Genomic DNA, 12,918 nt, shown 5'->3' with positions numbered 1-12,918 from the left:
CGGCGCGCGCGCCCGGGGGCCGAGCGGCGCGCCGCGGCCCCTCAGTGCAGCACGGCGTCCGGGCCCTCGTGCGGCTCGACGCGCCCCGACGAGGGCTCGCGGCGGAGGGCGATCACGTCGGAGAGGTCGCAGCCGAGCGCGAACGCCGGCGACGACGTCGTGACGATCCACTGCACGTTGGGGAGCGCCGCGCGCAGGCGAGCGGCGAGCGAGCGCTGCCGGTGCGCCGGCTGCTGCGCCTCGATGTCGTCGATCAGGACCACCCCCTCGGCGAGCCGCGGATCGCCGGTCGGGTGGGCGGACGCGAGCGCGCGGAGCGCCAGCGCGCCGAACGCGATGGTGTGCCGCGCGCTCCGCCCGAGATCGTCGAAGTCGACGCGCTGGCCGTCCGCGCGCTCGAAGATCGGCTCGAGCCGCAGCGGATCGACGCCCACGTACGTCGCGTCGTGGCCCTCGAGCAGCGCCTCGAGCACCTCCCCGAGCGCGCGCTCGAGCGCGCCGAGCCGCGCTGCCTGCGCGTCCGCGCGCGCGTCCGGCCGCGCCTCGGGCTTGTTCTTCGCGCGGTCGCGCGCGATCGCGGCCGCGACCGGCACGAACGAGAGCACCTGCTTCGTCTCGCGCGCGAGATCGGTGCGCGTCGCGTCGTCGAAGCTCGCGGCGGCGCGCACGTCGTAGCGGAGGATGCTGCGCTCGGGCGTCGTCAGCACGATCGCGGTGCGGGAGAACCAGCGCGCGCCCGAGAGCGCCACGAGGACGAAGCCCCCCTCGGCCGCGCGCCGCTCGAAGAGCGCCTGCTCCCGCCGCCGCAGCAGCGCCGCGTCCTCGGGCTCGTCGAGGCGCGCGTTCGGGCTCGCGACGCGCAGCGGGTGCGCGCGCGCCGGATCATCCGTCCCGAGCATCCAGTCGGTGACCACGAGCGGGGGCGAGCCGTCGTCGCCGCGCGATTTCAGCTGTGCGACCGCGTACCCGGGCCGCGTCGACGCGATCGCCGACAGGATCGAGGTCTTGCCCACGCCGTCGCCGCCGAAGAGGACCACGAGCCGGCGCGGCGCGCCGTCGGCGTCCTCGAAGGAGAGCGAGAGATCATCGAACGGACCGACGTGGGCGAGGCGGACGCGGGAGAGCAGCACCGCCCGCGAAGCTACCACCGCGCCGCGCGCGCGGAACGCCGCAGCGCCCACCTGCGCCGCCCGCGCCGGCCGTCCGCCGCACGCGCGGCGGCGCGGGCCGCGCGGAGGTCGGCGCGCGGAGGTCGGCGCAGGGCTGCGATCGGCGCGACGCGCGCCTTCGACGCGCCGTGGCATGCGCCACGCGCGGATTCCTTCGCTCGTCCAGCAATCCCGCGCGCGCCGGCGCCTCCGCGCCGCCGGATGCGCGCGGCGCCGCCCGCGCATCCGGTGGCGCGCGGTGGCGCGGCGGCCTAGAGTCGTTGTCCGGGGTCGTACCGTGCTGCGCAAGCTGCCTCCGCCGGATTTCCGCTACGTGTGGCTCCACCCGGAGCCCGGCTCGACCGGCGCGCTCGCCGCGGCGGGGACGGCGGGGCTCGCGGGGGCCTCCGCGGCGATGTGGAGCGCCGGGAGCCACACGCTCTCGCTGGGGCTCATGGCGATGGGGAGCGCGCTCGGCGTGCTCGCGCTGGCCCGCGCCGAGCACCGCCTCCGCGCCCAGCGCGGCGCGCGCGAGGTGACGATGGCCGTCGTGCCCTGGGGCGTCCTCGTCGACCCGGACACCGAGCCGCGCGTGCTGCGGTGGCCCGCCGTGAAGCGGGTGAGCGTCGACGTCTCGCACACGATGCGCGGCGGGACGCCGGCCGTCGTGTCGAGCCTCGTGACGGTGCACACCGCGCGCGACGTGCTCGCCGGCCGCGCCGCGGGCGCGGTGGACCTCGAGCGGCTCCTCGCCAACCTCGAGGGCTACGCGCAGGAGGCGGCGCGGCCCGTCGCCGGCGACATCGAGGGTCAGACCGTGCTCGGCGACGGCGTGACCGAGCCGATCGCCGCGGCGCTGCTGCAGGCGGCGGACGGCGTCTGCGCGACCAGCCACGGCGCCGCGCAGCTCGCGCTCCCGGGCGGCGGCTACCGCACCGCGGCGGCGCGCGCGGCCGCGCCCGAGACGGTCGCGGTGCTGCGCTCGGCGCTGTCGTGGAGCTACGACTGCCCCGCCGACCCGCGGCCGCTCGCGGCGATCCTCGCGGCTGTGCTCGGGGCCACGGAGCTCGTTCCCGAGCTCCTGCGGCTCGCGAGCTCGCCGCACCCGGTGGTCGCCGCGTTCGGCAAGGCCGCGGCGCTCCGCCTCGGTGCGCCGCCGAACCGCGCCGGCTCGCTCGACGAGGTCGCGGCCTTCCTGTTCGAGGAGGACGTCGAGATCGGAAAGCGGTGGATCGCGTCGGCCCCGACACTTTGTTTGCGACCTGGCGCGGAAGCTTGCTAGCTAAAGGGGTCGGCAGCGCGAGCGCTGCGGTTCGAGCGGCCTGCGCGCGGGGGCCTTCGGCCCGCGGAGCCCGGTCCTCACGGCGCGCTGCGTTCGGGTCGTCCACCGCGCCGGGTCGGCTATGAAACGGGCTCCGTCGCCACCGAAGCCGTCTGCGCGGGGAGCGCGCCGCGGGCTGGCCGCCGCGTGCCTCCTCGGCGCCTCGCTCGCCGCGTGCGCCGAGCCCCACGCGTCCGGGCCGCCGCCGTCGCAGAGCACCGCGCGCGCCGCGCCCTTGGACGCGCCGCTCGCCGCGGCGGCCGCGGCCGCCGCCGCCGTCCCGCCGCTCGCGCCGCCCCTGGCCCTCGGCGCGTGGGTCGAGGCCGTGCGGCTCGAGCGCTGGGCCGAGGCGGCGGAGCGGCTCGACGCCCTGCCGACGGAGCAGCGGGCGATGCCGGCGATGAAGTACGCGCGGGCGCGCGTCGCGTTCGAGCTCGGCGATCACGGCAAGGCCGTGGAGCTGCTCCACGGCCTCGAGCAGGAGCTGCCGCTGCTCGCCCGCGAGGTCTCGCGCTACCGCGCGGAGGCGGCGTTCGAGGTGGGGCCGTTCCTCGCGGCGGCGGCGTACTTCGAGGGCACGGGCAGCGCGCCCGGCCTCGCGCGCGCGGCGATCGCCTCGATGAAGGGCGGCGATCTCCAGAAGGCCCGCGCGCTCGCCGATCGGGCGGTGGTCGCGGCGCAGCGCGCGCGGCGGTCGCGCGACGAGGCCGCGGCGCGGCTCGCGCGGGCGAGGGTCCAGCTCGGCGTGCGCGACGCCGCCGAGCGATCGGGGGACAAGGGCGGCGTTAAGGCCGCGGCGGCGGCGCTCGCGCTCGCCGACCTCCGGTGGATCGTGAAGAGCGCGCCGTCGTCGCCCGACGGGCGCGAGGCCGCGGCGCTCCTCGCCGAGATGCCGGGGCCGCTCTCGCCGGAGGACCGGCTCCAGAAGGTCGACGCCATGGTCGCCGGGGGCAGCGCGGCCGAGGCGATCGCCGAGCTCGACAAGCTCTCGGGCGTGCCCGCGTCGGAGCTCCACCACCGCAGGGCCACGGCGCTGTACCAGGCGCGCGACTACGCGGGCGCGGCCGAGGCGTTCCTCAAGGTCGCGGCCTCGCCGTCGGCGCGCCAGGCGGAGCAGCTGCACCTCGCCGCGCGCTCGCTCTCCCGGCTCCACCGCGAGGCCGAGGCGATCGAGCGGCACCTCGCGGTCGCGCGCAAGTTCCGGAGGACCCGCTGGGGCGAGCTCTCGAGCCTGCTCGCGGCGCGGCTCCTCATGCAGGTCGGCCGCTACGCGGAGGCGGTCGCGCAGTACGGCCGGTTCATCGACGCCTACCCGCGGAGCGAGCGGCGCGACGACGCGCTCTACGAGCGGTCGCTCGCGATGCTCTCGACGAGCGGCGCGGCCCGCGCGCGGAAGCCGCTGGAGCAGCTCGCGCGCGGCGCGCGCCCGGCCGACGCGGCGCGGCTGCGCGAGCTCGCGGGGCTCGCGGCGCTGCGCGGCGGCGATCGCGACGGCGCGGTGCGGCTCTGGACGGAGGTGATGAAGGAGCAGCCGCTCTCGTGGGGCGCGCTGCTCGCGCGCTCGCGCCTCGCGGCGGTGGGCGCGCCCATGCCGCCGCTGCTCGTCCCGGCGTCGCTCCGGGACGCGCGGCCGGTGGAGGTGAAGCTGCCGCCGGCCGCGGCGCTGCTCGCGTCGATGGGGCTCGACGGCGACGCGGAGAGCTACCTCGCCGAGAACGAGCGCGAGGCGACGGCGGCCTACGAGGGGCAGGAGAGCGAGGCGCTCTGCAGGATGTACGGCATGCTCTCGCCGGCGAAGCGCCGTTACCGCGTGGGCACGCAGGCGGTTTCCGCCGCGGCGCTCCAGCGCGCGCCGTCGGAGGCCGATCGCTGGACGTGGGAGTGCGTCTATCCGGAGCCGTACGCCGGCGAGGTGCGCGCGCTCGAGGCGCAGCACGGGCTGCCGAAGGGCCTGGTCCACGCGCTCATGCGGCAGGAGAGCGCGTTCGATCCCGTCGTGGTGAGCCCCGCGAGCGCGGTCGGGCTGATGCAGCTCATGCCGGCGACCGCGCGGAAGGCGGCGAGCGAGCTCTCGCTCGGGTTCGAGCTCGGGCAGCTCAAGAGCGCGCCGCTCAACCTGCGCCTCGGCGGCTTCTACATCGGCAAGCTGCTGCGGACGTTCGACGGGAGCCTGCCGCTCGCGACCGCGGCGTACAACGCCGGCCCCAAGGCCGTGTCGCACTGGCTCGAGGGGAAGATCGACCGGGACACCGACGTGTGGGTGGCGCGGATCCCCTACGACGAGACGCGCACCTATGTGGGGCGCGTCCTCGCGAACCTGGCGCGGTATCAGTGGCTGGACGGCGGGGACGCGGCCGTGGAGATGCTCCCGCTGACGCTCCCCGCGGACGCGCGCGCCCCGGCCGACGCGTACTGAGGGCGTGAGGGCGGCCGCGCCGCGGCGGCGTCGGAGTTCTTCCTGCGCTGAAATTGCGCTGTGCGCTTGAACTCGAGGCCGGGTGCGCTCACCGTGATGGGGTGGCAGGAACCGCTGGCAGCGACGGCGTGTTCAAGCGCTGCGGGGTGCTCATCCAGCCCTACGCGGACGCGCGCTTCGTCGGCCGGCTGCTCACCTCGGCGCTCGCGTGGCTGCTGGTCGTCTTCTCGGTGGCCTCGCTCGTCGAGCCCATCGCCGGCCGGCTCGCGATGGTGCTCCTGATGCCGTTCGTGCTGCTCGGGTCGCTGCTCGCGCTGCTCTGCCTCGCGTGCCTCCTGTACACGCCGATCGCGTGGCTCTGCGCGGCGGTGGGCTCGTCCGGCGCGGCGGTCGTCCGGGTGAGCAACGCGCTGTGGATCGAGCGCCCCGGCGATCGCCGGTCGTTCCCGCTGCTCTCGCTCACGCGCGCGGGGCTCTCGAGCTCCGGCGGCGAGGTCGCCCTGAGGACCGACGACGGCGACGTCATCCGCGTGCGCGTCGACGACCCGGTCGACGCGGAGCGGCTGCTCGGCGCGATCGCCGCCGGGCGGGCGCGGGGCACGTGGAGCGCCCGGCTCTACGACGACGCGCCGCGGCCGCTCCGGCGCCGGCTGTTCGTCGGCGTGGCGACGCTCGTGTCGCTGATCTGCTGGTCGGTGCTCGATTTCGACCTGGCGCTCTCGCTGGGCGTCATCACGGGCGCCGCGGCGTGGGTGCTCGCGGCGCTGCTCCGGGAGGGCTCGGCGCGCCGCGTGCTCGTGGCGGGCAGCGACGGGCTCTCGCTCCGGGACGAGGCCGGCGAGCGCTTCGTCTCGTTCGGATCCATCGAGCGGGTCGACGAGACCGCGCTCGGGGTCGAGCTCGTGCTCACGGGGGGCGAGGGGCTGCCGCTGACGCTCGTGCCGCCGCAGCTGCTGCGCGATCCCAGCGAGACGGGGCTCAGCATGGTGCTCGCCGAGCGGCGCCGCGAGCACCTGCTCGAGCTGTTGCGCGAGCGGAGCGGGCGCGGCGCGCGCGAGGTGGGGCGGGCGGGCGCGCTCCTCGAGCGCCGAGGCCTGACCGCGCCGGCCTGGCGGGCGGCGCTGCGCCGGCTCGTGAGCGAGGCCGGCGCCGATTACCGCACGGCGAAGCTCACGCGGGAGCAGGCGTTCGCGGTGCTCGAGGACGGCGGCGCGCCGGCCGAGCTCCGCATCGGCGCCGCGCTCGCGCTCTCGTCGTCGCGCGATACCCAGACGGTGGAGCGGCTGCGGATCGCGGCCGAGGGCTGCGCGAACCGCGACGTGCGGCTCGCCATCGAGCAGGCGGCCGAGGGCGACGTGGACGACGGGATGCTCGAGCAGGCGCTGTCGTCCTCGGCGGCGCGGCCGCGCCTGGACGCGCCGCGGTGCGCGACGCCGGCCGCGTGACGTGACGCCGGCCGCGCGCGGCTGCTCCGGAGGGGCGCGCCGCTCGTCGGGCCAGCGGGCCGGGTCGATTCTTCTCGCCTTCCGGCCTTCCGGTTCTCAGAACTCTCTCCCGAAGGACGCGCGGCTCTTCTAGGCTGTGCCCAGCCGAGCTGCCGCGGGCGCCTGCGCGCCTGCGGTCCTCCGAGGTACCCCCGATGGAAGGCCCGCTCCAGGACCCCTACGCTTCGGTCGCAGCGCACGCGCCGCGCCCCCGCGCGCAGGCCGGCCGCGCCGCGCGGATCGCGCTGCTCGCGGTCGGGCTGCTCGCGTCGGTCGGGTTCGGCGCGCTCGTCGTGGCGCCGCGCCTCCGCGCGCCCGCGCCCGCGAGCACCATCGTCGCGCGGCCGACCCCCGCGCTCCTCATCGCGATCCGCGACCTTTCGCGGCTCGAGACCACCGAGGTCCACGTCGAGAAGGTCGTGGATCTGGCCGACCGGCAGAGCCGCCTGTTCGGCCTGGTGCAGGCCACCGACGCCCTCCTGCTCGTCGCGGTGGGGCACGTCACCATCGGCGTCGATCTCGCGCGGCTCGGCGAGGGCGACATCGCGATGGATGCGGAGACCGGGGTCGCGCGGCTCACGCTGCCGGCGCCCGAGGTCTTCTCGACGCGGCTCGACGAGGATGCGACGTACGTCTACACGCGCAAGACGAGCCTGCTCGCGCGGCGGAACGAGCAGCTCGAGTCGCGGGCGCGCAAGGAGGCGACCGAGGCGATCGAGAAGGCCGCGCTCGAGGGGAACGTGATGGCGCGCGCGAGGGCGCAGGCCGAGCGGCAGATCACGGCGCTCGCGACCCAGCTCGGCGCGAAGCGGGTGGAGATCCGCTGGCGCGAGGTCGGCGTCGGCGGAGACTGACGCGGCGCGGCGGGCGTTCGGGCTGGACCGGAGCTTCGGCCCGACGGCAGCGGGCGGAGCCCACGCAGCGAGCGTGAACCACCTTCACCTCGAAGCTGCGGTGATGCGGAGCGGCTGAAGGCGACCGTACGTCAACGACCGCCAGAGCCACTCCGCCGGCCCGAAGCGGAAGCGCGACAGCCATGCGCGCGCGAGCAGCACCTCCAGCACGAAGACGGCGACCGTGATCGGGGCGATGTGGACCGGGCGGAGCCGTCCGGCCAGCCCGAGACCCCAGCCATAGAAGAGGAATGTGCAGATGAGGCTCTGAAGGAGGTAGCTCGTCAGGGCCATCTGCCCGACCGGGGCGATGCGCATCAAGGCGCGGCGCCAGGCGGGCTTCTGCATCAGCAGGACGACGGCGGCCGCGTACGCGCTCGCGAGCGCCATCGCCCCGAGCTCGGAGGGGATGACGAGCGCGACCCCGACGGACTCCGGGACGGCGACGCCGTGGCGCTGGAGGACGCGGCGCCCGGCCATGAGCGAGGAGCCCGCGATGCCCAGCGCGAGGCCCCAGGCGAGGAGCTTGCGGAAGAAGGGGAGGCGCTCGCCGGCGTCCTGGAGCAGCCTGGTCGTTCCGGCCCAATAGCCGACGAGGTACCGCCCGAGGACCCACGCGACGTACCACAGCCAGATCCGCCCCACGTGGTAGTAAGCCTGCTTCACGTGGATCTCGACGAGCGCGCCGCGGTCATGCCCGGTGATCGCCGCGAACACCTGCGCCTTGAACGCCGCGAGGTCGGGCGGCTCTGGCGTGACGTGCGCGATGATCGCCGAGACGGCAGGGATCGAGGCGACGAGCTGCGGCACGAGCGTGAGCGCCGCCGCCCACGCGAGGAGCTTCGCGCCCCGCACGCGTCGGAAGAGCGCGAGGCCCACGCCTGCGATCGCGTACCCCCACAGGATATCCCCCCACCAGAGCAGCAGCACATGGCAGACACCGATGAGCGCCAGCGCCGCGAGCCTCCGGAAGTGTGTCGGGAGCACGCTGCGCCCGTCTGCCTCGGCGCGCTGGAGCTGCAGCGCGAACCCGAGACCGAACAGGAAGGTCAGCAGCGTCATCGCCTTTCCGTCGACGAAGACGTTGAGCAGGACGAGGAACACCTCGTCGGCCGGGCCCCGCTGCGCGATGAGCTGGTCGCGCGTCATGAAGGCGCGCCCGCTGAACCATGGCACCGCGTTGGCGAGGAGCACTCCGTAGAGCGCGAAGCCACGCAGCACGTCGAGCGCCGGAATGCGCTCGGCAGCGGCTGTCGGCGCCGCCCCTGTCGCCTTCGCCCTCGCCGGCTCGGCGTCGGCCCGCCTGGTCGCCGTCATCGTCGCCGGATGATCAGGCCGAGGTGGACAGAACTCCGCGATTGCAGCCGTAGCGGATGGCTTCGAAGGTTCATTTTTCTAAATGGCGCCCCGCGCGTGTCGCCACCCATTCGCACCCGCGAACCTCGTCCCAGGGGGCGACCATGCTGCGTACCGTCCGGCCTCTGATTTCCGTAGGCACCCTCGTCGTCTCGCTCGCCGCGTGTGCGCAAGGCACCACCTTGGACCACCCCGTCGATGGGAGCCACGGGGAGGACGGGAGCGCGGGGGAAGCTGGCCCGTTCGGCGCAATCGGGCATGTCGGCGACGGGGGGAGCGCTCGCGACGAGAGCGGCTGGGATCCGCCGCCGGGAAGCTCCGCCGGCCCGTGCTCGGATGTGACGCACCACATCTATCTCGTCTCGCCCTACCAGGAGCTCTTTTCGTTCCATCCCGCCAACCTGGAGCTCCATCGCATCGGCAGGCTGGGGTGCGGCGATGGCGGCCCGTTCTCGATGGCCGTCGACCGGAACGGCGTCGCCTGGATCGTCGACTGGAACGGGTCGGTGAGCCGGGTCGACATCGCCACGGGTCGCTGCGAAGTCACGCCCTACAAGGTGGAAGACGGGGCACCGTTCCGCAATTTCGGCATGGCGTTCGCCGCCGACGACGGCCCCGACCAGGAGACCCTTTATGTGCGAGACGCGGTCTTCTTCAATGACACGGACGGGGAGAACCCCGCCCGGACGCTCGGCGTCTTCGACAGGCGGTCGCACGCGGTCCTCCCGCTCGGCCAGGGCGCGGGCGCCAACGCGGACCTGACGGGCACGGGCGACGGCCGTCTCTTCGGGTTCGTCAAGCAGCCGGCGGGGGTGTCGTCCGTCAGCGAGTTCGACAAGCTCACCGGCGCCACGCTCTCGGAGAGAGCGCTGCCCGGCGTGACCATCGGCTCCAGCTGGGCGTTCGCGACGTGGGGGGGCGACTTCTGGTTCTTCGTGACCAACGACGAGGACGCGCTCTCGTCCTTCGTTTATCGCCTGGACCCTGACTCCCAGGCCCCGCCGGAGCTCGTGATGCCCGTGCTCCTGACCCCGGTCATCGGCGCGGGCGTCTCGACGTGCGCGCCGACCGACGTGCCCCATTAGCCCGTCCGCCCGTCGGAGCGCTCGCGCGCGACCGCTGCATGCGCGCAGGGCTCGTGGCGATCGCCTTCCGGGTGTAAGCTGCTGGGCGACGAGCGCGTTGCTCGGACCATGAGGATGAGGAGCGCCAGCGCATCGCCCCTGGTCTTGATCGTTCTGGGGATCATCGCTGCGTGTGCAGCAGAGACCCCGTCTCCCGACGCTCCCTCCGCCGCCGGCGAGCCGCCCCCGGCCCGGGACTGCACCCAGATCGGGTGCGTCAACGGCTTTACCATCCGGCTCGCGTCCGAAGCGCCCTGGCCTGCCGGTGCGTATCGCTTCGTGATCACCGCCGACGGCGAGACCACCACCTGCGAAGGAAAGCTGCCGCTGCCGGACTGCGCGGCGGGCCGGGCGCTCGCGTGCAGCGGCCCGAGCCTGCTCATCGGCGAGTCCGGCTGCGCGTTGCCGCCGAGCGCGCACGGGTTCTCCGAGATCCAGATGAGCTCCGCTCCCGGGCAGGTCACCGTCGAGATCTCGCGCGACGGCGCGTCCCTGGCCGAGGCAGACTTCTCCCCATCCTACGTCGAGTCGCGCCCCAACGGCCCTGGCTGCGAGCCCGTCTGTCGCTCGGCCAGCGCCACGCTGAACGTGAAGTAGCGCGCCGCGGCGGCTCTGCGCGGCGCGAGCCAGCGGGCAATGCATGGATGAAGGGTCGTTATCGCGTCGCTTCATCCGCGCGGCTCGCGCCCCCGCGCGACGATGGCCTTGCCCTGGCGCGCGAGGGCGTAACGAATGCCGGCCTGGAGATCGCGCCGCGTCAGGAGGTCGCCCAGATCGATCCCCTGCGCGACCAGCGTGCGGGCGACGTCGGGTGAAGCCCCGACGAGGACGCATGTGGCGCCCAGGAGCGCTGCGGCCCGCGTGGCCTGGAGGAGGCGGGCAGCCACGTCGGCGTCGAGGACCGGCACGCCCGTGATGTCGATGAGCACCGTCTCGGCCCGGTGGCGCTCGATCCCCTGGAGGAGCGTCTCCAGGAGCTGGGCCCCGCGCGTGGAATCGATGGTGCCCACGAGGGGCACCACGAGGACGCCCTCGTGGACCGGGATGACCGGCGTGGACAGCTCCTGGATGACGGCGAGGAGCTCCCGCTGCGTCGCGATCCACTCGAGCTCTTTCTGCATCGCCTCCTCGGCGCGCTTCCTCTCGGTGATGTCGGCGACCATGGCCAGGAGATAGCGACACACGCCGTCCTCGTCCTTGAGGGGCACCTTCACCATGTGAAGCCACCGGTCCTCCACGCCCGGCACGACGATGTGCGCCTCGGGGATGTCCACGATCTCGCCCTTGTCGAGCACGGTCCGATCCATGCGATCGAGCCGCTCGGCCTCCTCGAGGCGATGCGGGAAGAGCTCGAAGACGTTCTTGCCGAGCGCCTCGCTCCGGGGCACGCCGAGGACCTTTTCGTAGTGGCGGTTCATCCGGATGAGTCGGAATTCTGCCACCTCCTTGACGAAGACCGAGACCGGCACGTGGTCGATCACGGTGTCGAGGAAGCTCTCGAGGGGCACGGGCTCTGCTTTGCTGCTCGGCGCGGTCGGGTTGCGGACGCAGACGAGCGCGCCGCGCGCGCCATCGACGCGCAGGGGCGTGACCGAGATCTCGCAGGACGGCGCGCCCGGCGCGCCGCCCCGGAGCTCGATGCCGGCCTGCTCGCGCTCGCCTCCGAGGACCGCGCGGATGCCGGCGAGCACCTCCTGCGCCTCACCGGCGAGCCCCTCGGACGACGCGGGCAAGACGGCCATCGCGTGCGCGAGGGGCACCGGCCAGGCAGGGAGCGCGCCGTCCGCGAGGATCTGCTCCAGGCGGGGATTGACGCACCGGAGCGCGCCCTTGGCATCGAAAACGGCGGCGCCTACCGGGAGCGCGCAGAGGAGCGGCAGAGGGTCGACGCTGACGTGCGGGCCGGGCCCATGGAGATCCATGCTCATTCGATTCTTCCACTTCGCGCTTACGGCGCGTCACGCCATGGTGGCGAACCAGCGGTCAAGGATGGTTTGCGCCCGCCCGAGCTCCGAGAGCTCGGTCACTTCGTTCTGAGCGTGCATCGTCCGCTCCATGCCCGGTCCGAAATTCGCCGCCGGGATCTGGAGCGCCGTGAAGCTCGCCACCTCGGTCCACGTTTGACGGGCCTCGACGCCTTGAACGCCGCTCTGTTCGAGGGCGGCGATGAGCGCGTGGCTCCGGTTCGGCGGCGCCGGCTCGGAGAGCTCCTCGAACCGGACGGCCCCCACCCGGTCCACGAGCGCGATCAGCCGATCTTGCGAGGCATGGGAGTCCGTGCTCGGACCGAACGTGTGGTGCACATTCACTTCCAGGTGATCCGGCACGACGCTGCCGGCTCCGCCTCCGTGCGCGGAGGTGGCGTTCATCATTTCGTACCACGTGAGGCCGTCCACGACGTCGGGTACCGGCTCGAACGCGGCCAGGCGAGAGAGCACGCGCGCGAGCTTGTGAATCGCATTCACGCCGGCCCCGGGCAACCCGCTGTGCCCCGTGCGGCCCGCGAATGCCAGCGTCGCGTGCGTGGAGCCTCCCGCGCCGAGCTGAAGCTTGTTGTCCGTCGGCTTGAGCACCAGGGCGAAGTCGGCGCTCCGCAGCTCGGCGTCCTTCGCCATCACCAGCCTGAGCTCGCTCCCGTCGAAGCCGCGCCCTCCGCCAGCGTGAACGACGAGGGTGATATCGGCGCGCACCGGCGGCCTGCGCTCGGCCAGATCGATCATCAGGCAGAGGCCGCTCTTCTCGGCGGCTCCAGCGCCGAGCACGCGGCCGTTCTCTGTCCGCGCCTCGCCTCGATTCCCCGCGTTCGCCACGTCGAGCTGCCCGACGAGGAGCACCTTGGGGCCCCCCGACCCGCGCGTGAGCGGTGCTACCAGAGAGTTCCCGTAGCGGCGCAGCGGTGAGGCCAGGGATAGCGCTGCGAGACGTTGACCCAGCTCGTCGGCCAGCAAGCGTTCCTCACCCGTCGGCGAGGGGATCTTGCACAGCCACAGCAAATTCTCGAGTAGCTCCACGTCGACCTCCGATCCGAAGCAACGATGCGGGCTGGCGCCTCGGCGGAGGCGCGACGTGCGCGCCAGCGACCGAGCCCCTCAGCATCGACCCGCTGGCCGCAGACCGTGCAGCACACGTCGCGCGCACGCAAGAGTCGCGTGCGCGCGCTGGCTCATCGCCATGGC

The 12,918-nt window shown here is 74.1% G+C and carries 10 protein-coding genes; 6 read left to right on the top strand and 4 right to left on the bottom strand.

The window, feature by feature from the left end:
* Nucleotides 1–41: 41 nt before the first annotated feature.
* Complete coding sequence (locus WME83_RS37175; protein ID WP_437314445.1) at nt 42–1,130, bottom strand: hypothetical protein; 1,089 nt, start codon at nt 1,128–1,130, stop codon at nt 42–44.
* Between the two features lie 316 nt (nt 1,131–1,446).
* On the opposite strand from WME83_RS37175, the gene WME83_RS37170 reads away from it, so the two are divergent.
* The 4 genes from WME83_RS37170 (at nt 1,447) to WME83_RS37155 (ending at nt 7,223) form a co-directional block, all read left to right on the top strand.
* Complete coding sequence (locus WME83_RS37170) at nt 1,447–2,430, top strand: hypothetical protein (RefSeq protein WP_437314444.1); 984 nt, start codon at nt 1,447–1,449, stop codon at nt 2,428–2,430.
* 121 nt (nt 2,431–2,551) lie between these two features.
* Complete coding sequence (locus tag WME83_RS37165) at nt 2,552–4,885, top strand: transglycosylase SLT domain-containing protein (RefSeq protein WP_437314443.1); 2,334 nt, start codon at nt 2,552–2,554, stop codon at nt 4,883–4,885.
* 101 nt (nt 4,886–4,986) lie between these two features.
* Entirely contained in the window at nt 4,987–6,330 is a 1,344-nt protein-coding gene (locus tag WME83_RS37160) for a hypothetical protein (RefSeq protein ID WP_437314442.1), read from the top strand.
* A gap of 194 nt (nt 6,331–6,524) precedes the next feature.
* On the top strand, nt 6,525–7,223 hold the full coding sequence (locus WME83_RS37155) for a DUF4230 domain-containing protein (RefSeq protein ID WP_437314441.1): 699 nt from the start codon (nt 6,525–6,527) through the stop codon (nt 7,221–7,223).
* 84 nt (nt 7,224–7,307) lie between these two features.
* On the opposite strand, the gene WME83_RS37150 is transcribed toward WME83_RS37155, so the two are convergent.
* Nucleotides 7,308–8,579, bottom strand: coding sequence for a DUF418 domain-containing protein (locus WME83_RS37150; protein WP_437314440.1), 1,272 nt, complete (start codon nt 8,577–8,579; stop codon nt 7,308–7,310).
* Between the two features lie 221 nt (nt 8,580–8,800).
* Here WME83_RS37150 and WME83_RS37145 point away from each other — a divergent pair, with 221 nt between their 5' ends.
* Nucleotides 8,801–9,703, top strand: coding sequence for a hypothetical protein (locus WME83_RS37145; protein ID WP_437314439.1), 903 nt, complete (start codon nt 8,801–8,803; stop codon nt 9,701–9,703).
* Between the two features lie 108 nt (nt 9,704–9,811).
* Entirely contained in the window at nt 9,812–10,339 is a 528-nt protein-coding gene (locus WME83_RS37140) for a hypothetical protein (protein WP_437314438.1), read from the top strand.
* Nucleotides 10,340–10,410: 71 nt separating this feature from the next.
* On the opposite strand, the gene WME83_RS37135 is transcribed toward WME83_RS37140, so the two are convergent.
* Together WME83_RS37135 and WME83_RS37130 are read right to left on the bottom strand one after the other, a co-directional pair.
* Entirely contained in the window at nt 10,411–11,664 is a 1,254-nt protein-coding gene (locus WME83_RS37135; RefSeq protein ID WP_437314437.1) for a PAS domain-containing protein, read from the bottom strand.
* A 36-nt stretch (nt 11,665–11,700) separates the two neighbouring features.
* Entirely contained in the window at nt 11,701–12,753 is a 1,053-nt protein-coding gene (locus WME83_RS37130; RefSeq protein ID WP_437314436.1) for a M20/M25/M40 family metallo-hydrolase, read from the bottom strand.
* Nucleotides 12,754–12,918: the final 165 nt, after the last annotated feature.

Source organism: Sorangium sp. So ce385 (assembly GCF_051474135.1).
Classification (GTDB): Bacteria; Myxococcota_A; Polyangia; order Polyangiales; family Polyangiaceae; genus Sorangium; species Sorangium cellulosum_D.
This window is presented reverse-complemented; position numbering and strand designations above follow the sequence as displayed.

Excerpts from the sequence above, each read along its gene's own strand:
- WME83_RS37155 (WP_437314441.1), top strand. The coding sequence starts at position 6,525 with ATGGAAGGCCCGCTCCAGGACCCCTACGCTTCGGTCGCAGCGCACGCG.
- WME83_RS37135 (WP_437314437.1), bottom strand. The coding sequence starts at position 11,664 with ATGGATCTCCATGGGCCCGGCCCGCACGTCAGCGTCGACCCTCTGCCG.
- WME83_RS37140 (WP_437314438.1), top strand. The coding sequence starts at position 9,812 with ATGAGGATGAGGAGCGCCAGCGCATCGCCCCTGGTCTTGATCGTTCTG.
- WME83_RS37165 (WP_437314443.1), top strand. The coding sequence starts at position 2,552 with ATGAAACGGGCTCCGTCGCCACCGAAGCCGTCTGCGCGGGGAGCGCGC.
- WME83_RS37150 (WP_437314440.1), bottom strand. The coding sequence starts at position 8,579 with ATGACGGCGACCAGGCGGGCCGACGCCGAGCCGGCGAGGGCGAAGGCG.